The sequence below is a fragment of the Hymenobacter terrigena genome, assembly GCF_054776515.1.
Genome location: NZ_BAAHBU010000005.1, coordinates 16,929 through 38,343, shown reverse-complemented (window position 1 = coordinate 38,343; position 21,415 = coordinate 16,929). Strand labels below are relative to the sequence as shown.

General features: G+C 59.5%; 21 protein-coding genes and 2 tRNA genes. 9 read left to right on the top strand and 14 right to left on the bottom strand.

Features of this window, described 5'->3' with window-relative positions:
- Positions 1 to 82 precede the first annotated feature (82 nt).
- Positions 83 to 1,969 carry a T9SS type B sorting domain-containing protein gene (locus ACYU7Q_RS19395; protein ID WP_460611112.1) on the bottom strand — a complete coding sequence of 629 codons (1,887 nt, stop codon included), beginning with the start codon at positions 1,967 to 1,969 and terminating at the stop codon, positions 83 to 85.
- A gap of 149 nt (positions 1,970 to 2,118) precedes the next feature.
- On the bottom strand, positions 2,119 to 3,783 hold the full coding sequence (gene ettA / locus ACYU7Q_RS19390; protein ID WP_460611111.1) for an ABC transporter ATP-binding protein: 1,665 nt from the start codon (positions 3,781 to 3,783) through the stop codon (positions 2,119 to 2,121).
- Positions 3,784 to 4,064: 281 nt separating this feature from the next.
- On the opposite strand from ettA, the gene ACYU7Q_RS19385 reads away from it, so the two are divergent.
- The 3 genes from ACYU7Q_RS19385 (at position 4,065) to ACYU7Q_RS19375 (ending at position 6,509) form a co-directional block, all read left to right on the top strand.
- Positions 4,065 to 5,384 (top strand): DUF349 domain-containing protein, encoded by a 1,320-nt coding sequence (locus tag ACYU7Q_RS19385; protein WP_460611110.1) that lies wholly within the window; start codon positions 4,065 to 4,067, stop codon positions 5,382 to 5,384.
- 99 nt (positions 5,385 to 5,483) lie between these two features.
- Positions 5,484 to 5,705, top strand: coding sequence for a DUF2795 domain-containing protein (locus tag ACYU7Q_RS19380; protein WP_035561220.1), 222 nt, complete (start codon positions 5,484 to 5,486; stop codon positions 5,703 to 5,705).
- 69 nt (positions 5,706 to 5,774) lie between these two features.
- On the top strand, positions 5,775 to 6,509 hold the full coding sequence (locus tag ACYU7Q_RS19375; protein ID WP_460611109.1) for an ABC transporter ATP-binding protein: 735 nt from the start codon (positions 5,775 to 5,777) through the stop codon (positions 6,507 to 6,509).
- Between the two features lie 4 nt (positions 6,510 to 6,513).
- On the opposite strand, the gene ACYU7Q_RS19370 is transcribed toward ACYU7Q_RS19375, so the two are convergent.
- The 3 genes from ACYU7Q_RS19370 to ACYU7Q_RS19360 all read right to left on the bottom strand — a co-directional run bounded on the left by ACYU7Q_RS19370 (position 6,514) and on the right by ACYU7Q_RS19360 (position 10,156).
- Positions 6,514 to 7,704, bottom strand: a complete 1,191-nt coding sequence (locus ACYU7Q_RS19370) for a Rossmann-fold NAD(P)-binding domain-containing protein (RefSeq protein WP_460611108.1) — start codon at positions 7,702 to 7,704, stop codon at positions 6,514 to 6,516.
- 98 nt (positions 7,705 to 7,802) lie between these two features.
- Entirely contained in the window at positions 7,803 to 8,546 is a 744-nt protein-coding gene (locus tag ACYU7Q_RS19365; protein WP_460611413.1) for an LOG family protein, read from the bottom strand.
- A gap of 380 nt (positions 8,547 to 8,926) precedes the next feature.
- Positions 8,927 to 10,156, bottom strand: a complete 1,230-nt coding sequence (locus ACYU7Q_RS19360) for a Glu/Leu/Phe/Val dehydrogenase dimerization domain-containing protein (RefSeq protein WP_460611107.1) — start codon at positions 10,154 to 10,156, stop codon at positions 8,927 to 8,929.
- Positions 10,157 to 10,404: 248 nt separating this feature from the next.
- Here ACYU7Q_RS19360 and ACYU7Q_RS19355 point away from each other — a divergent pair, with 248 nt between their 5' ends.
- A complete protein-coding gene (locus tag ACYU7Q_RS19355; protein WP_198069649.1) occupies positions 10,405 to 10,725 on the top strand; it encodes an ArsR/SmtB family transcription factor in 321 nt (106 codons plus the stop codon).
- A gap of 49 nt (positions 10,726 to 10,774) precedes the next feature.
- On the opposite strand, the gene coaE is transcribed toward ACYU7Q_RS19355, so the two are convergent.
- The 8 genes from coaE to ACYU7Q_RS19315 form a co-directional block, all read right to left on the bottom strand.
- Positions 10,775 to 11,386, bottom strand: coding sequence for a dephospho-CoA kinase (gene coaE, locus ACYU7Q_RS19350; protein WP_460611106.1), 612 nt, complete (start codon positions 11,384 to 11,386; stop codon positions 10,775 to 10,777).
- A gap of 31 nt (positions 11,387 to 11,417) precedes the next feature.
- Positions 11,418 to 12,104 carry a YbbR-like domain-containing protein gene (locus ACYU7Q_RS19345; protein ID WP_460611105.1) on the bottom strand — a complete coding sequence of 229 codons (687 nt, stop codon included), beginning with the start codon at positions 12,102 to 12,104 and terminating at the stop codon, positions 11,418 to 11,420.
- A gap of 3 nt (positions 12,105 to 12,107) precedes the next feature.
- Complete coding sequence (gene yajC / locus ACYU7Q_RS19340; protein WP_460611104.1) at positions 12,108 to 12,443, bottom strand: preprotein translocase subunit YajC; 336 nt, start codon at positions 12,441 to 12,443, stop codon at positions 12,108 to 12,110.
- Positions 12,444 to 12,470: 27 nt separating this feature from the next.
- Positions 12,471 to 12,971 (bottom strand): DUF1573 domain-containing protein, encoded by a 501-nt coding sequence (locus tag ACYU7Q_RS19335; RefSeq protein ID WP_460611103.1) that lies wholly within the window; start codon positions 12,969 to 12,971, stop codon positions 12,471 to 12,473.
- 55 nt (positions 12,972 to 13,026) lie between these two features.
- Entirely contained in the window at positions 13,027 to 14,025 is a 999-nt protein-coding gene (locus ACYU7Q_RS19330) for an isocitrate/isopropylmalate dehydrogenase family protein (protein WP_460611102.1), read from the bottom strand.
- A 127-nt stretch (positions 14,026 to 14,152) separates the two neighbouring features.
- Entirely contained in the window at positions 14,153 to 14,464 is a 312-nt protein-coding gene (locus ACYU7Q_RS19325) for a YtxH domain-containing protein (RefSeq protein ID WP_460611101.1), read from the bottom strand.
- A gap of 142 nt (positions 14,465 to 14,606) precedes the next feature.
- Positions 14,607 to 15,803, bottom strand: coding sequence for a transcription antitermination factor NusB (gene nusB, locus ACYU7Q_RS19320; protein WP_460611100.1), 1,197 nt, complete (start codon positions 15,801 to 15,803; stop codon positions 14,607 to 14,609).
- Positions 15,804 to 15,921: 118 nt separating this feature from the next.
- Entirely contained in the window at positions 15,922 to 17,013 is a 1,092-nt protein-coding gene (locus ACYU7Q_RS19315) for a Glu/Leu/Phe/Val dehydrogenase dimerization domain-containing protein (RefSeq protein WP_460611099.1), read from the bottom strand.
- A 265-nt stretch (positions 17,014 to 17,278) separates the two neighbouring features.
- Here ACYU7Q_RS19315 and ACYU7Q_RS19310 point away from each other — a divergent pair, with 265 nt between their 5' ends.
- Positions 17,279 to 19,063: an ABC transporter ATP-binding protein gene (locus ACYU7Q_RS19310; protein WP_460611098.1), complete on the top strand. Its 1,785-nt coding sequence runs from the start codon at positions 17,279 to 17,281 to the stop codon at positions 19,061 to 19,063.
- Positions 19,064 to 19,133: 70 nt separating this feature from the next.
- A complete protein-coding gene (locus ACYU7Q_RS19305; protein ID WP_460611097.1) occupies positions 19,134 to 19,529 on the top strand; it encodes a VOC family protein in 396 nt (131 codons plus the stop codon).
- An 84-nt stretch (positions 19,530 to 19,613) separates the two neighbouring features.
- Here ACYU7Q_RS19305 and ACYU7Q_RS19300 read toward each other — a convergent pair whose 3' ends face one another.
- Positions 19,614 to 20,093, bottom strand: a complete 480-nt coding sequence (locus tag ACYU7Q_RS19300) for a T9SS type A sorting domain-containing protein (RefSeq protein WP_460611096.1) — start codon at positions 20,091 to 20,093, stop codon at positions 19,614 to 19,616.
- A 177-nt stretch (positions 20,094 to 20,270) separates the two neighbouring features.
- Between ACYU7Q_RS19300 and ACYU7Q_RS19295 the strand changes: the two genes are divergently transcribed.
- The 3 genes from ACYU7Q_RS19295 to ACYU7Q_RS19285 all read left to right on the top strand — a co-directional run bounded on the left by ACYU7Q_RS19295 (position 20,271) and on the right by ACYU7Q_RS19285 (position 21,406).
- Positions 20,271 to 20,344 (top strand) — tRNA-Pro (locus ACYU7Q_RS19295).
- Positions 20,345 to 20,450: 106 nt separating this feature from the next.
- A tRNA-Pro gene (locus ACYU7Q_RS19290) sits at positions 20,451 to 20,524 on the top strand.
- 165 nt (positions 20,525 to 20,689) lie between these two features.
- Positions 20,690 to 21,406, top strand: a complete 717-nt coding sequence (locus ACYU7Q_RS19285; protein ID WP_460611095.1) for a hypothetical protein — start codon at positions 20,690 to 20,692, stop codon at positions 21,404 to 21,406.
- Positions 21,407 to 21,415 lie beyond the last annotated feature (9 nt).

Below are 21,415 nucleotides of genomic sequence, written 5' to 3'. Positions count from 1 at the left end.
GCGGAACGACTTGTTGCGACGGCGTAGGAACGTAAACTAAAAAATCGTGCTACGGCATCTGTTCAACGACCTCGGAACTGTTCTAGCGGATTACCTCCAGGGAGCCTTTGAGACGCTGGTCGGAATGGCGGTTGCGCAGCAGGTAGTAATAAATGCCTGCCGACTGGTTGGGGGCGTTCCAGCGGTTGTCGTAGCTGTCCTGCCGGTACACCAGCCGGCCCCAACGGTTGTAGATGTCTAGGCTCCAGTCGCGGGCTTGCAGGCCAACGAGGCGAAAGGCTTCGTTCGCTAAGTCGCCGTTGGGCGTTATCACGTTAGGTATCTGGCACGCCACGGCCACGGTAGTATCGGTGCGCACACAGCCCTGGTAGTTGCGCACTTCTACCCAGTACCGGCCGGGCTGGCTTATCGTTAGCAGATTGTTAGCTGAGCCGTCGGACCAGCGGATGGTGGTGCCGGCAGGCTGCTCCGGTATGCTTAGCAGTGCCGAACTGGCGCATAGCCTTACCGTATCGGGCAGCTCGGCGGTTGGGAGCGGCGAAATAATAATGTTGCGATGGAAGCGATAGTATTGCCCACGCAAAGAGGTCGAAAGCTTGACCTCGAAGGTTCCGGCTACCGGGTAGGTACGCGTGGCAGAAGGGCCCTGCACGGAGTCGGCCACACCGGTCAGCGGGTCGTAAAACGTCCAAGTAAGCGGGCCCGTGCCGGTCGGGATTTCGTAGGGCGCAAACGACACCGTGGAACCTGCGCAAGCGGTTTCAGCCATGTAGTCGAGGGCCGGTGGTTGTAGGCGGACGATGTTTTGCAGGTTGTTGCCATTAGCACCCGTAATGTTGTTGACTGTCGTCGTTGGTAATCCAACGGGACGGTAATTCGCGGCCATTCCCTGCCGGTTAGGACGGTCTATGATGCCGAGCGTATTGCCGGAGGTAGCATAAATGCGGCCATCGGGACCTATTTCAATATCTGACATCGGCCGAAAATCTGGGTCTGTGACCAACGCTTTGTGGATGACAAACTTGGAGCTGCGAATGGCGGCTGTTGAACCCGCCCGTAAGTCGTATTGGTACAGGATAGTGGTATCAAAGGCACTGCTGGGGCCTGAACGCATCCCTTGAACCTGGTAAAGCTTGGAGGCGTCGGCCGAAAACTCAAAGTCGTAGATGAATGAGTTAGTGACGTCTGTGTCCAGTATGCGCGCATTGCTCAAAAGCCCCGTGCCCCCGTCAAAATCAAAAAGCTCGACTGGCGCATAAAGCCCGGCACGCACTAGTCGCTGGCCATCCGGCGCAAATTTCATCATGCTGATGTTCGTGCTTAGGCTGCCACCGGTACTGGTCACCGGCGTTCCATTAATACCAGACGGTGTCACCAAAAAGCTGTAGAAAGAATTGGTACCTAAACCATGCACCACTACCCACACGTCTCGGCGGTTGGTGTGCTGCATTCCCACCACACCCTCTGTGATTTTGCCGGTAGGGGTTGGCGTGGGCAAGCGCACGTTGCGCACCGCCGTGACGCCGCCCAACCCACCCCGAAGCGTCATTTCTACTTCGGTGTAGGACAGGCCGCCATTGAGTAGGTTTTGCTGGGAGTCGGTGGTGAAGATGTAGTAAAGCGACTGGCTTCCTGGCCGCTGCACAATCAGAGCACCGTGGTGGGCTCCAAATCCGGCGTTGAGTTGGGCAATGGCCCCGTTGCAGGTACTGCAGGCATCGGGCATGGGGTTGTGCTGGCTGTCCCAGACCGTGATGCCATTGGTGTAAAACAAGAGCCGGCCGCTAGCGTCGGAAATAGCGGAGCAGCTGCCGGCCGAGTTTCGGAAGCTGGTGGGAATAAAGGCAGGCCCCGAGGGCCGAAAATTCAGCCCATACAAAAAGTTGAAAGCCCAGTTGTTGTTCTCGCCTTGCGCCCGCGCCTGCTCCCAACCCGTCAGCAATAGCAAAAGAATAGTAAGAAAACGCATAGGCAGTGGGATGAGGAGAAAACTAACTTTTTCGGAACGATAAGGCAAAGCAAAAATTGAGCCCACCGCAGGCGGTATGCCCTGGTTTAAACGAACACGCCCCGCCGAACGAACGGCGGGGTGTGTTTATTGTCAAGCTCTTAGGGTTTTTACCCCAGCTTCTTATACCGCACACGCTTCGGCTCCACGTCGCCCAGGCGCTTGCGCTTGGCTTCTTCATAATCGGAGAAGTTGCCCTCGAACCACACCACCTCCGAGTCGCCCTCGAAGGCCAGGATATGCGTGGCCAGCCGGTCGAGGAACCACCGGTCGTGGCTGATGATAACAGCGCAGCCGGCAAAGTTTTCCAGGGCGTCTTCCAGCGCCCGGATGGCGTTAACGTCCAGGTCGTTGGTGGGCTCATCGAGCAGCAGCAGGTTTGCGCCCTGCTTCAGGGTCATGGCCAGGTGCACGCGGTTTTTCTCGCCGCCCGAGAGCATGCCCACTTTCTTCTCCTGGTCGCCACCGCCGAAGTTGAACTTGCTCACATAGGCACGAGAGTTCACCGGCCGGCCGGCCAGCAGCATGGTTTCGGTGCCGCCCGTGATGGTATCAAATACGCTTTTGTTCGGGTCCAGCGTGTCGTGCTGCTGGTCGATGTAAGCCGTTTGCACCGTGGGGCCCACTTCGAACGTACCCGCATCGGGCTCCAACTGGTGCGTGATGAGGCGAAACAGCGTCGTTTTGCCGGCGCCGTTCGGCCCAATGATGCCCACAATACCGCCCTGCGGCAGTGAGAAGCTCAGGTTCTCAAAAAGCAGCTTGTCGCCAAACGCTTTCGTGATGCCCTCGGCCTCAATCACCTGCGCGCCCAGGCGCGGACCGTCAGGAATGAACAGCTCCAGCTTCTGCTCCTTGTCCTTGGCCTCTTCACTGGCCAGCTTGTCGTAGTTGGCCAAGCGGGCTTTGCCCTTGCTCTGGCGGGCTTTGGGCGACATCCGCACCCATTCCAGCTCACGCTGTAGGGTTTTGGCGCGCTTGCTTTCCTGGTTTTCCTCTTGGGCCAGGCGAGCGGTTTTCTGCTCCAGCCACGAGGAGTAGTTGCCCTTCCACGGAATGCCCGAGCCGCGGTCCAGCTCCAGAATCCAGCCCGCCACGTTGTCGAGGAAGTACCGGTCGTGGGTCACGGCGATGACCGTGCCTTTATATTGTTGCAGGTGCTGCTCGAGCCACAGCACGCTCTCGGCGTCGAGGTGGTTGGTGGGCTCATCAAGTAGCAATACATCCGGCTCTTGCAGCAGCAGGCGACACAGGGCCACGCGGCGCTTCTCCCCACCCGAGAGGTTGCCAATGATGGCCTCCTGCGGCGGGGTGCGCAGGGCATCCATGGCGCGCTCCAACTTGGTGTCGAGGTTCCAGGCGTCGAGCTGGTCCAGCCGCTCCTGCACCTTGCCCTGGCGGTCGAGCAGCTTGTCGAAGTCGGCATCTTCGGCCCCAAAGGCCTCGTTGATTTCGTCGTATTCCTTCAGCAGGGCCACGGTTTCGGCCGCACCTTCCTCCACCACTTCGCGCACCGTTTTGGTAGGGTCGAGATGGGGTTCCTGCTCCAGATAGCCCACCGAGTAGCCCGGCGAAAACACGACTTCGCCCTGAAACTGCTTATCAACGCCGGCAATGATTTTCAGCAAACTCGACTTGCCCGAGCCGTTCAGACCCAGCACGCCGATTTTGGCCCCGTAGAAAAACGAGAGGTAGATGTTTTTAAGAACTTGCTTCTGCGGCGGGTAAATCTTACTCACGCCGGCCATGCTGAAGATGATGGTCTGGTCGCTCATGGGGTGGGGGTGGGGCTAATAAAAGAAATGCGACTGCAAAGAACGACAGCCGCCGCTTGCAACCCATACCCTGGCCTGGGTTACGGAAGCGGGTTGGTCCGGCCCTGGCTGCCGAACGGGCCGGTTTAGCCGGGGTTTACCGAATGCTACATCTTTTCATCACGTTTTTACCGTAAACTTGTACTCCCTTCCCGTCCGCGTTTCAGCCGCAGCCCCTACGTTCTTTTTTGTCTCTTCTGCCCAAGTACCCCACCCTCCTACCCACGAGCTTATTCCCTGTTATGGAACCAACCGACCACCTGCTGGCCGAAGCCAAGCGCTACGGCTACGTGGAAGCCGACGGCGTATGGCTACGCCCCGTGCTGGGCCAGCCCGCCCGCCGGATTGGCCTAGTCAAAGATTCGGACGATGCCGCCCTGCGGTACTTCAGCCAACGTTTTGAAGCCCTGCGCGCCAAAGTCGATTCGCTGCTCGAAAAAATGGAGGCCAGCGAAAACAAAGGCTCCTTCCTGATGAAGGCGCTGCACCTCAAAGAGCTGCTGCTGAGCTATGATGGCCTCGGCGATTTTGCCAGCCTGCACCGCCGCCTCACCGAGGCCGAGGACGCCATTGCCGTGACCGTGGCCCGCAACCGCGAAAAAAACCTGGCCACCAAAATCAGCTTCATTCACGAAGCCGAAGCCCTCAGCGAAAGCGTGGAATGGGTTTCGGCCAGCGAGAAGGTGAAGGACCTTCGCCAGGGCTGGCTCAAAACCGGCCCCGTCGACAAAGCCATGACCGATGAGCTGGAGCACCGCTTCCAGTTGGCCATTCAGGTATTTTTCGACCGTCGCAAAGCCTTCCAGGCCGATAAAAAGGCCATGACCAACCGGGTGCAAAACCGGTACCGCGACCTCATTCAGCAGGCCGAAGCCCTCAAAAACTCCGACCAGTTCGAAACCACCTCGCGCCAGCTCAAAGCGTTGCAGCAAGCCTGGCGCGAAGTAAACGGCAACTTGCCCAAAAAGCAGGCCTCCGAACTCTGGACACGTTTTCGCGCCGCCAACAACCACTTCTTCGAGCGCCTCAAGGTGCACATCGCCGCTCAGCAGTCGGCGGGTGCGCCCGGTGCTCCCGCCACCCCCGAGGTGCTGCTGGCCCGTAAACGCACCCTGGCCGAGCGTGCCGAAGCCCTGATGGCCATTCCGCCCCAGGAAGCTATTCACCAGGCCAAGTCCCTCCAAGCCGAATGGAAGCAGGTAGGTACCGTGCGCGGCGAGGAATCGGACCGTATCTGGCAGCGCTTTATGGTGGCCTGCGACAAGATTTTTGAGCTCAGCGCCCTCGAATACCACCTGCGCAAGCGCGCTGAGGGCACTCCCATGCCCTCGGCCCCGGCCGAGCGTGCCCGCTTCCGGGCCAGCACCCTGCGCGAGCTGCTCAAGGATGACCACGAGGAGCTTAACACGCTGCGCGCCAACCTCGACAACCTCAGCCCCAGCGCCGCCAACGATGCTTTTCGGCAGATGCTGCAAACCAAAATCCGGTCCTTCGAGCGTAAGATTCGCACGAAAAATGACCTAATTGCCTTGTTCAGCCAGCAGGCGCAGGCTGCGGGCTAACCTTGGCCAACATTTTGCGTTGTCGGTTGAAATGGCCCGGCCATTTGTATCTTGACGGGAAACTGTTACCTTCGCCCACCTTTTTTTATCCGCTTCACTATGTATTGGACACTCGAACTGGCTTCCTACCTGGAAGATGCTCCCTGGCCCGCCACCAAAGACGAACTGATTGACTTTTCTATCCGCTCGGGTGCGCCCATGGAGGTAGTAGAGAACCTGCAAGCCTTGGAAGACGACGGCCAGCCCTACGAAAATATCGAAGAGGTATGGCCCGATTACCCGACCAAGGAGGACTTCATGTTCAACGAGGACGAGTACTAAGAGTAGTAAGTATTAAGTAGTTAGTGTTTCACGGGAGACGCTTATTCGCGCTTTCGGGTCTTACTACTTATGGCTCAATACTCCATACTAATAGAAAATCTGGTTGCGGGCTACCCCGGTAGGGTGTTGGTCCGCAACCTTTTTTTGTGCCTGCCCGCGCCGGCTTTCGTGGCCGTGGTGGGGCACAACGGTAGTGGCAAAACCACCCTGTTTCGGGTGCTCACCGGGCAATTGCCGTATGAAGGGAGCGCCAAGTTGCACGGCCACGAAGTGCGCGACCTGCGCCGCGCCGCCACGGCGGGCCTGCTGGGTTACCTGCCCCAGCGCGGCAGCCTCGACTTCGCCATTGCTGTGCGCGAACTGGTGGTGATGGGCCGCTACCGCCACCACGGCCTGCTCAGCGCCTACGCCCCGGCCGATTATGCGCTGGCCGATGCCGCGCTGGCCCGCATAGGCATGGCCCACCTAGCCGCCCGCGATTTCACGCAACTATCAGGCGGCGAGCAGCAGCTGGTGTGGCTGGCCCAGCTCAGCCTACAAGATGCGCAGGTGTATTTGCTTGACGAGCCCACCCAGCAGCTCGATGTGTACTACCGTCGCCAGGTATTCACTCTGGTGCACGAATGGGCCACCCAGCAGGGCAAAACCGTGCTATGCAGCACCCACGACCTCGACAACCTACCTGAACTCACCGGCTACCTGCTCAACCTATCGGAGCCGGAGCTACAGCTGCGCCCCATTTCCGAAGCCTCAGTGCGCGAGGCGCGGGCGTGGCTGGAGCAGGCCCCAAGGCCAGTGGAATAAGGAATTACCGCCGGCCCGGCCGGCCGCGCAGCACCTGCCCGATGGACTGCATAAACGGGCCGGCCGACACCGAATTCATCACTCGCAGGTTGTCGGCCCAGGAAGTCTGCTCATCCAAAAAACGGAAGATGCGCTCCACCGGGTTGCGCTCGAATAGCTGTTGGAAGATGTCGCGCACGGTTTCGCCCCGCCGCTGCATGATGTCAAGTAGTAGCGTGTCGAACAGCCGGAACTGCCATTTGTCGCCGGTGGCGCCTGCGGGCGGGTGGCCGGTTTTGGCCAGCGCCGCTACCAGACGCGCCGAGTGCTGCTGAATGCGTTTGAAGGCGTAGCCGGTGCTGGGTTTGGCCCGGCCGCCCCGCGTGCCCAGGTTGATGATGTGCGCGCCGTTGCGGGCCGGCAGCGGGTGGTCCGTCATCGGAATCGCGCCTACTTCTTCGGCAGTGATGCGGTAGCTTTTCAGGCCCAGTGTATTGCTCAGGTATTCCCGAATAGCTGCTTCATATTCCGCTTTGGGTAAAACGGTTTCTGAAAATAACGTGTACTCAACCAGTGCTTTGCGGGTGGCAAACGGCAGCACGTACATGAACCTCGCCTCGTGCCGCTGCTCACCGCGAAAGTCCATAAACTCCACCGTGGCCGGGTCGAATACATCGGTATCCGTCTCAATCTCCCAGCCTACAAAATGCTGCAACAGGTAGCGGTGCTTCTCAGGTTGCTTCAGCTTCGCTAAGTCCGGTGGGCGACTATCGAAGCCGTAGCACGCGGTGTAGACTCCGCCAGCAGCGGTGGTGGCACGCACGCCAAGTGGTATATTTTCTACCTGCGCAACATTGCCGCGTACCCACGTGAATTGCGGATTATCAGCCAGCTCCTGCTGCACGAAACGGTAGTAGTCCAGCCCGTTGATGGTTTTGTAGCGGTAGCGACCCAGGTCGATAACGCGCTCGAAGCCGGGGCTGCGGAAGGCGATTTTACGCCACTCATGCGCCACGATGCCATCAAACATCCCCGGCTCATCGGCCCAGAACGACCAGGTTCGGTCGTTCTGCGTCTTGGCTTCGGGCTCGATAATCAGGACTCTTTTATCGGCTAGCCGAGGTTCTTGCGCAATGTGATACGCCAGACTCAGCCCCGCCGCCCCGCCGCCCACGATGAGGTAATCGAACGCAAACAGGGAATCGGTAGCGGGCATGGGAGTGGGAAATCAACCGCAAAAATGGTGAGCCGGCAAACAAAAAAGCCGAACCATACGGCCCGGCTTTCTCGGTAGCTGAACAACGGACTGCAGCCTTAGAAGTTCGGCGACAGCAGGTACTTGTGGTAGAAGTCGTCGATGATTTTCACGGCTTCGCTGGCATCGTCCACAATCTGCACCAGGTTCATGTCCTCGGGCGAGATGTTGTGCTCCTCGTGCAGCATCACGTCCTCAATCCACTTGAACAGGCCGTTCCAGTAGGCCGAGCCCACCAGCACGATGGGGAAGCGGCTGATTTTCTTGGTCTGAATCAGGGTCATGGCCTCAAACAGCTCATCGAGCGTGCCGAAGCCGCCGGGCATGCCCACGAAGGCCTGCGCGTACTTCACAAACATCACCTTCCGCACGAAGAAGTAATCGAAGTTGATGCACTTGTCCTGGTCGATGTAGATGTTGTGGGTCTGCTCGAAGGGCAGCTCAATGTTGAGGCCCACCGACTTACCGCCCTCGGAGCGGGCACCTTTGTTACCCGCTTCCATGATGCCGGGGCCGCCGCCCGTGATAACGCCGTAGCCGTGGCGCACCAGCTTGGCCGCAATCTCTTCGGCCATCTGGTAGTAAGGGTTGTCGGGCTTAGTGCGGGCCGAGCCGAAAATGCTCACGCAAGGGCCGATTTTGGACATCTTCTCGAAGCCCTCCACAAACTCGGCCATCACCTTGAAAATCTGCCAGGAGTCGGCGATTTTGATTTCGTTCCAGTCCTTGTCCACGAAGGCTTTGCGCAGGCGCTGCTCGTCTTCGAGGGCCATGGCGGTCTGGCCGTTGGTGGTCTGGCGCATCTCCGTGATGGAGGTGAGCTTGTCGTCGTTGACATTAGGCTGCTTGATGGTTTTGCCGCTGCCGGCATTCAGCATGTCGTCGGAGACCTTGGTTTTGCTGGTCTTGGCTTTTTTCAGTGTAGACATATTATTCAATTGGGAATTCCTGCAAAAACAAAATCGCCCCGAATGCGGGGCGACCAAAAGTAGGGCGTCAAAGTTATCGAATTGTTGCCAAATAAAAATGCTGCTGGTAGTAAGGAATTTTGTCTCTCATCCCGAGCGCCGCGAAGGCCCTTATCACGCCGAAATCGTTTGCAGTAAATAAACTGCTGCAAACGTGAGCAGGTCCTTTGTTGCGCTCGGGATGAGAGACGGTGGTTTTGTGTCTCTAATGGGCTCTATACCAGCTGCCGCAGTGCCATCTCGAAGGAACGCTGCGCGATGCCAGTGGGCTGCGCATTCTCGGCGTGCGCGCGTTCTAGGGCCGCGCCGATGATGCGCGAGGTATCGGCGAAAATGGCTTGGTCGGTGATTTCGGCGCCGGTTTCCATCAGGTAGGCAAACACGCGGGCCATGCCGCAGTTGGCGATGAAATCGGGGATGACGGCCGTGCGCTCATCGGCGAAAACGCCGGTGGGGCCGAAGAAAATCTCAGGGTCGGCAAACGGCACGTTGGCCCCGCAGCTGATGACCTTGAGGCCGCCAGCCACTAGTTGCTCCACCTGCGCGCGCGTCACAAGGCGCGAGGCTGCCGCCGGAATAAAAATGTCGGCCCCCATAGACCATACTTTCTCGTTCACTTCCTCAAAGGAGAGCAGGTTGTCGGCCGTCAAGGCATTGCCCCGGCGGGCCAGCAGCAGCGCCCGGATTTCTTCCAGCCCAAAGCCCTCGGTGCTCAGCAGCCCGCCGGCCCGGTCGATGATGCCCACGATGCGCACGCCCTGCCCGGCGAGGTAGTAGGCCGCCGCCGCGCCCACGTTGCCCCAGCCCTGGATGATGGCGCGCTGCCCGGTCATTTCGGTGCCGGGCCACAGGCGGTAGTAGTGGCGCACGGCCTCGGCCACGCCGTAGCCGGTGATGAGGTCGGCCACGGTGTATTTGCGGGCCAAGTTGGGCGAAAACGTGGCATCTTCCACCACTTTGATGACGCCCTGGCGCAGCTGGCCGAGTTTCTGAATCTTCTGGGGCTCGGTGGCGTGGTAGTAGCCGTTCACCACGCCTTCCTGCGGGTGCCAGAGGCCGTATTCCTCGGTGATGGCGATGACTTCGTGGATTTCGTCCACGTTGAGGTCGCCGCCGGTGCCGTAATAATTCTTCAGCAGCGGAAACACGGCGCGGTACCAGCGCTCCAGCACGCCGCGCTTGCGGGGGTCCTGCGGGTCGAAGTTGATGCCCGACTTGGCCCCGCCAATGGCCGGTCCGGACACCGTGAACTTCACTTCCATGGTCTTGGCCAGGCTCTCTACTTCGCGTTTGTCGAGACCTTTTCGCATGCGGGTACCACCACCGGCGGCTCCGCCCCGTAAGGAGTTGATGACAACCCAACCTTCGGCTTCGGTTTCGGCGTCTTTCCATTCAAAGACGATTTCGGGGCGCTTATTTTCAAACTTTGTGAGCAGGTCGAGCATAGAAAGAAAAGGGTAAGAAAGCCTGCCAATAAGCAGAACCACAAAGGTAGGTGCCACTGCTGAAGTGGCTGGCGGCCCAGAATAGTATTTCAGTAAGAAATGAAAATGGATAAATATTAAAGTATTTTAGGAATAGCAAACCCCTTTAACGCTATTTTGCGTAATGATTAGGAACTAGCTCAGCAGTACGGCTGTATTGCACTTATTCTACTCTTCCTCTTCTTCCCCCTTCACTTTTTATTGACTTCATGAAACCATTGCACTCGCGTGTAGAAGCGCAACAGTTGGACCGCGCTGCGGCTATGCTCAAGGTTCTCTCTCATCCCAAGCGCCTTGCCATTGTGGATTTGCTGGGAAAGACCAAGGGCAAAGACACCCAAATGTCGGTAACCGACATCTACCAAGCGCTTGATTTGCCTCAGGCCATTGCATCGCAGCACTTGATTACCCTAAAAGACCGGGGCGTATTGAAGTCCAGCAAAATTGGTACAAAGATTTACTACTCACTAGCAGTGCCCCAACTATTGAAAGTGATTGATACACTGGAAGATTACTCGGGCCGTATCTAAGCCTTCCCGTAGTAAAAGAAAAAGGCTGCCCCGCAAGAGGCAGTCTTTCTTATTTATGGGTATTCGGTTGGGAGCTAAAGGCGGCGTGCAGCGCCAGCACCTGCGGTAGCAGCGGGTGCACGTCATCGTTGGTTAGTACGTAGTCGGCCCGCGCCATTTTTTCTTCTTCGCTTAGCTGCTTGGCCATTATGGCTTGGACATCAGCAGGTGAGCGGTGCGGGTCGCGTTGCAGCACGCGCGCCGCCCGCACCGCCAGCGGCGCAAACACGGTGATGACCCGGTCGAGCTGCTTGTAGGAGCCCGCTTCAAACATAAGAGCTGCTTCTTTGAGCACGTAGGGATGGCCGGCCTGTGCCTGTGCCCCGGCCCAGTGCTCAAAATCGGTGCCCACGTGCGGGTGCACCAGTGCATTGAGTTGGGCCAGCAAAGCTGGGTTATTGAACACCGTGCCGGCCAGCACGGGCCGGTTGAGGCGGCCGGCGGCATCATAAGTAGTGGGGCCGAAGGCAGCGGTGAGCTGCTGGCGCAGTTCCATATCGTTTTCCATTACCCAACGGGCGCGGGTGTCGGCATCGTAAATGGGCACGCCCAGCGCGTGAAACAGGCGGCTAACAATGCTTTTGCCCGAACCGATTCCGCCGGTAATGCCGATGCGCAACATAAGAGAATGGAATTGGGAAAACAGCTGGAAACTAGCGCCGCGTCTGGCGCAGGCGCACCGTAGGCACGGAAGCCCGAATTCGGGCCGGCGTTTTCACGTCAGCCTCAACTTCCTCCGCCTTGCCGCGGGCTGAGGGCTGCGGCGGCACCACAGGGTAGGGACTGGGCAACTCGTTCACCAAGCTGGCCGGCCCCCGAAACGTCACCATTGCGGGCGTGAAGCTGGCCTTGTAGCGCCGGGCCGAGTCGGGCGGCAGGGCCAGGGGCAGGCGGCGGCTGGCGTAGCGGTCGAAGGTGAGGCGCAGCGTATCGCCGGCCCATTCGGTTACCTGCACGCCTTCCAGCGCGTTTTGCAGGCCGCGGCGCCAGGCGGTAGCGGGCAGGTAGCGGGTGCCGGGCAAGGGCACGGGGCGCAGGTCGGCGGGGTGCGTGCCCCAGCCCAGGTTGGCCCGCAGCAGCCGCCAGCCCTGGCCCGTGACCGTGACGGGCAGCGCCGTCGGCAAGGGCCGCATGGGCACATAATGTACGGAGTCGTAGTGCCAGGCCAGTGGGAAGTCGATGCGGGTGGTGTAGGTCTTATTCAAGGCATTCATCTGCCAGAACAAGCCCGCCGCCAGCAGGCAGGCCGTGATGGCCCGGTAGAAGCTGGGCTCTTGGCCCGCGAAAGGCCGCACGAACCAGCGCAGCAGCCAGCTTGCCCGATTCAGCGGCCCGTCCATGACTTAGGCGGCGGTAATGGTGTCGGCCCCAGTACCGGTGTTGGCTTTGTTGCCCACTTCGCGGGCAATGGCCGAGCGGTCGAAACGCAGCTTGGTGCCGCGGTCTACTTCCACGACCACGGTGTCGTCGGTGAGCTCCACAATCAGGCCATGCAGGCCGCCGATGGTGACAATGCGCGAGCCCTTGGTCAGCGACTGGCGAAAGGTTTTGGCATCGTTCGCCCGCTTTTGCTGCGGCCGAATCATAAAGAAATAGAAGACGCCAGCGGCAATCAGCAGGAAAAGCGGCTGAGCATAGTCGGCGCCGCCGGCAGCTTGCAGCAAAAGGGTCAGGAACATGGCGTTTGGGTAAGAAGCTGGAAAAGGCTAGTTGGCCTTGGGAGTGAGTACGTTGCCTTTGATGAGAATGGTGGTGATGGTGGGCTGCGTATTGGCCCGCACCGCCACCTGCTTGCTGATGATGCCCTGCTTGCCGCGGCTGTCGAACTGCACTTCCAGCTTGCCCTGGGCCCCGGGAGCTACCGGCTCCTTGGTCCAGCTGGGGGTGGTGCAGCCGCAGGAAGCGGTAGCGTCCTCAATCAGCAGCGGCGACTTGCCGGTGTTGGTAAAGGTAAACGTGTGGTGCACTTTGGTGTCGGGCTGAATGTCACCGAAATCAAACTCGGCTTCAGCAAATTTCATCACCGGGGCGTTGGGGTTGACGGCGGCTTCGTCGCTCACCACGTTGGGGTTGTCCACGGTGGGGTTAGCGGCGTCAGATTCGACGGTTGCGGCGGCGTTAACGCCTTCGGTGCCTACTTCGGCGGTTTTGTCGTGGTTGCAGGCCGCCAGCGAGAGCGCGGCGGCCAGTATGAGGTATTGTTTCATTGAAAAACGAAAAGCAGTGGTCCAGCTGAGTCAACTCAGCCGGACCACCGAAAAATTACAGCTTGGCAATAATGCTCTGGGCGAACTGGCTGGTGCTGGCTTTGCCGCCTAGGTCGCCGGTGCATTCTTCTTTGTTCATGAGCGTGGCTTCCAGCGCTTTGTCGATTTGCTCGGCCTTGACGTGCTCACCGAGGTGGTGCAGCATCATGATGGCCGAGCGGAGCAGGGCCGTAGGGTTGGCTTTGCCCTGGCCGGCAATGTCGGGGGCCGAGCCGTGCACGGCTTCAAAGATGGCCATGTTGTCGCCGATGTTGGCGCCGGCCACCACGCCCAGGCCGCCCACGAGGCCGGCGCAGAGGTCGGATAGCAGGTCGCCGAACAGGTTGGTGGTCACAATCACGTCGAACTGCTCGGGCTTGTTCACGAGCTGCATGCACATGTTGTCGATGATTTTGTCCTCGAACACAATTCCCGGAAACTCGTTGCTGGCCTCTTTGCAGGCGTTGAGCATCAGCGTGCCGGCCATTTTGATGATGTTGGCCTTGTGGGCCAGGGTCACCTTCTTGCGGCCGTGCTTGGCGGCGTAGGCAAAGGCGGCGCGGCAGATTTTGCGCGAACCCTCCACCGTGACGCGGGCAATGGCGTCGGCAATGCCGAGGCGCTCGTCGTACACTTCCAGGCCCGAGTACAGGCCCTCGGTGTTTTCGCGGAAGAGCACCAGGTCGATGCCTTCGTAGCGGGTGTGGATGCCGGCCGTGGTTTTGCTGGGCCGCACGTTCTGGTAGAGGTCGTACTTCTGGCGCAGCGTCACGTTGATGCTGCGGAAGCCCTTGCCGACCGGCGTGGTAATCGGGCCTTTTAGGGCCACCTTATTCTTTTCCAGCGACTTGAGCAGGGCGTTCGGAATCAGTTCGCCCGATTGGTCGAACGTGGTCTGCCCCGCATTCTGCTCCTCCCACTGAATGGGCACCTGCGCGGCAGCAAAAATATCGGTTACCGCTTTCGTGATTTCGGGGCCTATGCCATCGCCGGGAATAAGGGTTACTACGTGCATCGTACTGGTAATAAATGACTGGATGAGAAAGCAAAGAACGGAATGGGTGAATGAGCGAAGACTGAATTTTCATCGGCCGTTCACCCATTCTCCCATTCCGTCAAGCACTTAGACACCCGTAAAAAAATTAAGCGCCCTTGCGGGAATTGATTTGGTTGATGAGTTGGTCCACATCGCCGAGCAGCTGTTCGGCTTTGGATTTGGCATCAGAAATCACGCGCTGGCCTTCGCTTTTGGCCGAGGACTGGCCCACGCCTTCGCGGCTGGTTACGAGGCTGTCGGTGAGGTCGGCGAGCACCGAGCGGTACTTTTCGAGCTGGTAGCTGAGCCAGGAGCGGGTTTCGGTGCCGGTTTCGGGGGCGTAGAGCAAGCCAAGGGCTGCGCCGGTGAGGGCGCCGCCCGCGAAGCACAGGATGCCGGTGGTGGTTTTGCTAGCCATGGTCGTCGAGGATTGGGGGAAGAGAGGTGAGAATGTTTTCAGGCCTGCGTACGCAGAAATGCGGCCGTAGATGCAAAAGTGGCTATATCGGCTCAATGTTCAGCCGCAAGCCATAATGTTGCCGTTCGCCCGCACCTGCTGCTTACTGGTTATCCAGCAGGCCGCGGCCCGATTTGCGAATGTCGCCGCTGGCGGCCAAATCCGTCGCCAGCTTGTCCAGAATGCCGTTAACAAATTGTTTGCTTTTGGGCGTGCTGTAGAGCTTGCTGATTTCAATGTACTCGTTGATAGTGACTTTCACCGGAATGCCGCGGAACAGCTGCATCTCGGTAAGCGCCATTTTTAGGATGATTTTGTCGAGCAGCGCCACGCGCTCCACGTCCCAGTTCTGCACCGAGCCGGCGATGAGCTTCTCCATCTTGTCGTCCTCGATGAGCGTCTGCTTGTAGAGCGTTTCGGCAAACTCGCGGTCGTCCTGCCAGTTGGCCGAGAGGTTCATCAACTCCTGCGTAGGCTCGGCGGTGAAGGGCAGCATTTTCAGCGTCTTCAGCACCAGGTTGCGTACGATGGGCCGGTTTTCCTCCCAGTTCAAATCGGCCGCTTCGAGCTGACGCGGCAGCGCTTCGCCTTTGAAAACGAAGTCTTTGTAGATGTGACGCAGGATTTCGAGGTCCGTGTCGTAGTCCATCTCGGGCTGAGCAATGTCCTTGCCGTTGAGGTAGGCCAACACGGTTTCGTCGGCTTTCATTTCGCTCCAGGCGGCGCGCAGGGCTTCCACTTCCTCGGCCCCTTCCCAGGCTAGCTTGCGGCGGATGGTCTGGCCCTGCAGCTGCTCGTTGGCCATCAGCTTGGCAATGGCCTTGTTCTGGTGCAGGCGGGTGGCGTCCAACGCATCCTCGCGCGGGCCGAGGCGGCGGCGCTCTTCGCGGCTCTGCTCTTCCTCAATCACGCCGAGCAGGGCGGCGGGCAGGTTCAGCAGGTGCAGGTACTGGTCGTGGATGCTTTCGGCACCCACCAGCAACTGCCCGGCGTAGAAATCAGCGTCCTTCTTCACTTGGTTCTGGAAGGAGTTGATGGCGTCGGCCACGGCCTTGTCCACGGCTTTGTCGTCCGTTTTTTCGGGCGCGATGCCGGTGCGGTACCAGTCGCGCAGCTGGGCTTCGCCCATTTTGCGCTGGCCTTCCAGCAGGCGGCGGTCGGGGGCCTCTTTGGCCGTCAGGTCGGGCTCGAAAGCCGCCGCGATGCGGTCTTGCGCCAGCATTAAATCAGCTCCCACTGCCTGGTGGTAGGAGTAGAGCGACTGCATGACTTTGATACGGAGGAGGCGGCGATTTAACATAAAGGGTTGAGTTTTGAATGTTGAGTGTTGAGTTTTGAATGGTGAGGGTTGGGCTGGCAGCTCAACAATGTGCTGAAAAACTGCCAACCCAACCCTCATCATTCAAAACTCAACACTCCTAATACGTCGACTTCACCCGGCCCACGCTGGCGATGCGCTCCTTGGCCTGCCGGATGGCGGCGGCCTGCGGGTGCGTGCCTTCTTCTTCGGCCTTGGCCAAAACCTGGAGGGTGAAATCGTAAATTTTTTCGGTCTGGGTGAGGGCACCCTGGCGGCTGGCTCCCGTCACTTCGGAATACACGTTGATGAGGCCGCCGGCGTTGATAAGGAAGTCGGGGGCGTACACGATGCCGCGGCGCACCAGCTCCGGGCCGTGGATATTTTCAACCTTAAGCTGGTTGTTGGCGCAGCCGGCCACCACGCGGGCCTTTAGGCGCGGAATGGTGTCGTCGTTCAGCGTGGCACCCAGCGCGCAGGGCGAGTAAATGTCCATTTCCTGGTCATAAATCGCGTCCAGGCCCACGGCGGTGGCGCCGAAGCGGTTGGCCGCATCCAGGGCGCGGTCTTCGTAGTAGTCGGTCACGATGAGCTTCGCCCCCTCTTTCTGGAGGTGTTCCAGCAGGTAGGTGCCCACGTGGCCCGTGCCCTGCACACCAATGCGCTTGCCAGCGAGGCTCTCCGAGCCGAAGGCTTTTTTGGCGGCGGCTTTCATGCCCATGTACACGCCGTAGGCCGTCACCGGCGACGGGTCGCCGCTACCGCCCATGCTCTCGGGCAAGCCGGCTACGTGCTTGGTTTCCATGCGGATGTACTCCATGTCCTTGGTGGTCATGTTTACATCTTCAGCGGTGATGTACTTGCCGTTCAGGTTCTGCACGAAGCGGCCGAACTTGCGCAGCAGGGCTTCGGTCTTCATCGTTTTGGCATCGCCGATGATGACGGCCTTGCCACCGCCCAGGTTCAGGCCCGAAATGGCGGCCTTGTAGGTCATGCCGCGCGAGAGGCGCAACACGTCGTTCAGGGCTTCCGCTTCAGAAGCGTAGTGCCACATGCGCGTGCCGCCGAGGGCCGGCCCAAGCACGGTGTTGTGGATGCCGATAATGGCCTTGAGGCCCGTCTCGTGGTCGTGGCAATACACGACTTGCTCGTGCTGATGCTCGGCAATCTGGCCGAAAATCGACTCGGGGGCGATGATTTGGGTTTCAATCATGGGAATGAATTGAAGGTTGGTGGGAATTGTAGGATGGATGGTTGGGAAGAGTACGGCGTAACTTTGTTGGGTCTTATACGGAGAACCCGGCCCGGCATGCAAAGCGCAGCGAAGCATCTCGTTCGGGGAAGTAAATCAATCGTAAAAAAGATTGAATACTCTGCACGCGAGATGCTTCGCTGCGCTCTGTATGACGTTCCAGATTCTCTTTCAGGCCGCAAAAGTACCGCTATTTTCCTGAACCGGCCCTCTTCCCACCCTGCCCGTGCGCGCATTATCCGCCGTTAATCCGTTCATCTTCCGCTACAAGTGGCATTTCCTCGCCGGGGTGCTGTTCGTGGCGCTGAGCACCTTGCTGGCCATTTTTCCGGCCCAGCTGGTGCGCTACGCCTTCGATTTGGTGAACGAGGGCATCGACCTCTACCACCTCTACGCCGGTACGCAGGCCCAAAGCGGCGTGTACCAGCTGTTTGGGCGCAACGTGCTGTTCTATGGCGTGCTCATCATTGCGCTGGCGCTGGGGCGCGGCATCTTCCTGTTCTTCATGCGCCAGACGCTCATCGTGATGTCGCGCCACATCGAAAACGACCAGAAGAACCAGATTTACCAGCACTACCAGTCGCTGCCGCTCAGCTTCTATCGCCGCCACAGCACCGGCGATTTGATGTCGCGTATTTCGGAGGACGTAAGCCGTGTGCGGATGTACCTCGGGCCGGCCATCATGTACTTCCTGCAATTGGTGTTGCTGTTCCTGCTCATCGTGCCGCTCATGCTCATGGTGAACGTGAAGCTGACGCTCTACACGCTGCTGCCGCTGCCCATTCTGTCCGTTAGCATCTTTTACGTTAATAACCTGATAGAGCGGAAGTCCGACGAAATCCAGCGGGCGCTGTCGGGCATGACCACCTTTGTGCAGGAGGCCTTTTCGGGTATTCGGGTGCTGAAATCCTTCGTGCGGGAAGCCGATTCGCACGCGCAGTTCTCGGCGGCCAGCAACGAGTACAAGGAGAAGTCCTTGAGTCTGAACTTCGTGAACTCGCTGTTCTTTCCGCTCATTCTGTTCCTCATTGGCCTGAGCACGCTCATCACCGTTTGGGTGGGCGGGCAAGAAGTCATTCGCGGCACCATCACTACGGGCACCATTGCCGAGTTTTTGATTTACGTGAACCTGCTCACCTGGCCGGTCACGGCGCTGGGCTGGACCTCCTCGCTGGTGCAGCGGGCGGAGGCTTCGCAGGCCCGCATCAACGAGTTTCTGGACCAGAAAACCGACATCATCTCGCGTCAGAACGTGGAGCGCGAGCTGGAAGGCGATATCGTGTTTGAGAACGTGTCGTTCACTTACCCCGATACCGGGATTCAGGCCCTGAAAAACGTGAGCTTCCGTGTGAAGCCGGGCCAGACGCTGGCGGTTATCGGCAACACCGGCTCGGGCAAAAGCACCGTGGCCGCGCTGCTCTGCCGCCTCTACGACGTGACGGCCGGCGACATCAAAGTGGATGGCGTGGATGTACGCGACTACTCGTTGCGCGCCCTGCGCGGCCAGATTGGCTACGTGCCGCAGGACGTGTTCCTGTTTTCCGACACCATCCGCAACAACATCAACTTCGGCCTCGATGAGCCCGACGAGGCGCGCATGCTGCAAGCCGCCCGCGATGCCGACGTGTACGAAAACATCCTCGCTTTCCCCGAAGGCTTCGATACCAAAGTGGGCGAGCGGGGCATCACGCTTTCCGGCGGCCAGAAGCAGCGCGTGAGCATGGCCCGCGCCCTAGTAAAGGAACCCAAGATTCTGATTCTGGACGACTCGCTTTCGGCCGTTGATACCAAGACGGAAAATGCCATTCTCGGTAGCCTGCAGCGCATTATGGCGGCGCGCACCAGCCTCATCATCTCGCACCGCGTGAGCTCGGTGAAGCTGGCCGATGAAATCCTGGTGCTTGACGACGGGGTAATTGTGCAGCACGGCACCCACGATGCGCTGATGGCTGACGCCGAAGGGTTGTATAAGGCCTTGTACGACCGGCAACTGCAAACCGAGGAGGCGTAGCGTAGCGCGGACTTTTAGTCCGCGAATCACATCATTTCACTCGCGGACTGAAATTCCGCGCTACGTCCTTATGAACCAACGCCTCGCCCACGTTACCCTGCTCGTTCGCAATTACGACGAAGCCATTGCCTTTTACACCGATGTGCTGGGTTTCACCCTGACCGCTGACCTGGACATGGGCGGCGGCAAGCGTTGGGTAGTAGTAGCACCGCCCGGCGCAGCCGGTTGCGGCCTGCTCCTGGCCGAAGCCAAAACCGATGAGGAAAAGCGCGGCGTGGGCAACCAAGGCGCCGGCCGGGTCTGGTTGTTCCTGCACACCGATGACTTTTGGCGCGACCATCCGGTGCTGCAAAGCCGCGGCCTGCGCTTCCTCGAAACGCCGCGCTCCGAAGTCTACGGGCACGTTGCCGTCTTCGAAGACCTGTACGGCAACAAGTGGGACCTGCTGGAGCCGCTGAATGAATAGATTTTGCCTGAACAACAAAAAAGCCGTCATGCTTAACATGACGGCTTTTTTGTTGTCTTTTTTTACGCAAAACGAGCGGAAATGCTACTGCCCAATCATGACGCGGCGCATGCCGGTTTTTTCATAGGCTGTGCAGCGCACGATGTAGGCGCCGGCGGGCAACTGACTCACGTTGAGCACGGCCGGGGTCTGCCCGTTCAGCATGGTGTGGGTGATGACGGGACGGCCGCCGGCATCGGTCACTTCCACGCGGGTGGGGCCGGGGTTGTCGGTTTTCACGGTGAGTTTGCCGGCCACGGCATCGGCTTTCACCTTGATAGCGTTGGGGTTGGCGGCGGGCGTTTCGGGAGCCAGCGCGATGCGGCTTGGGCCCTCGGCCGCTGGTGCAGCGGTAGCCGCCACTGCTGCCGTAGCGGGGGGGGCTACCACGCCGCTGGGCAAAATTGCTTCTTCTTTAGCCGGTGCAGTTGCCGCGGCTGCGGGGCTGGCGGGAGTGGGGGCCTGCGCCTGCGCCGCCGCCGAAGCCAACGTGCTGGCCAACACAAGTAGTAATAACTTTTTCATAAGTAGGATAAGAACAAGATGAGGTAAAACGGCTTGCGTAAAGCTAAGCAATTCCGGGACTGGTTGGGCCAAAACCGCTCCAAAAACTGGCCCCAGGCCACTGCGGCTAAAACTTTATTTGCTGCTGGCTTGCACAGGAATCAAAAATACCCTTACCTTTGTCGCTCCAATACCAATCGGGGTGTAGCGTAGCCTGGTATCGCGCCAGCATGGGGTGCTGGAGGTCGTAGGTTCGAATCCTGCCACTCCGACGGAAGAGCAGCCGCTCTTGTAAAGCCTCCGAACTTCTGGGTTCGGAGGCTTTTTTCGGCCGCTAATATTGGAACAAGAAAACCGGCTGCCCCATCGGCCGGCTTTCGGGGTGTAGCGCAGCCCGGTAGCGCGCGTCGTTCGGGACGACGAGGCCGTAGGTTCGAATCCTGCCACCCCGACCCGAGAATCCGAAGAGGCCCGTATCAGCAATGGTACGGGCCTCTTTTGTGTGCCTATGCCATGCTGTTCGATAATACACGCTTCATGATTGGAGAAATGTGGTTATCTTCATACAGCCAACAGATTAGCGCGGCTAGTATTGCTCAACTACTTACCGGGAAGCCATGAAAACACTGCTTACGCTACTGGTGCTGCTGAGCGCCGCCGGCTTGGCTCCGCGAGGTGCACAAGCCCAGTGCCACGCAGCCTTTGTTCCCTACACTGCCTACCATCACCGCCCCCACCATGATTCATGTGAGGTGAAAAAGCCTTTTGTGCCAACCCGCATGGGCGGTTCCATCGGGTTGCTGGGGGCCACGGACCGGGCGGCCACTCCTTACCTGGGCGTGGAGGCCGAAGCGCACTACTGGCTGCTACCCCGCTGGAGCGCCGGCCTGCGCGGCAGCTTCACCGGCGAAATGCCGGCCGCCCACGCGCCGGCCGAGGTGTACGCCGGGGCGGCACAGCCCCGACTGGTGCTTTTCAGCGCTACCTGGAACAACCAGCTGTTGCTGGCCGAAAACACCCGCTGGCGGCTGGCCGCCGAAGTAGGGGCGGGCTTGGGCGGGGCCAGCCTCTACGATAATGCCCAGCAGGTGCAGCGCAAAGGGCAGGGGTGCGGCTGCACCACCGCCAAGCGCCTCGATACGGCCGTAGCCCCGGTGACGGAGCTTGGCCTGATGGCAACGTACAAGCTGCGGCGCATTGATGGGCCGTGGCTAACGCTGCGCGGCGGCTACCGGCAGTGGTACGCCAGCGCCCCGTTCGGAGCGGCCGACCAGTTTTCGGCCTACCTGCTGAGCGTGGGAGTGAGCGTGCCCGATGTCACGCGCAAGCGCTAAGGCGCCCGG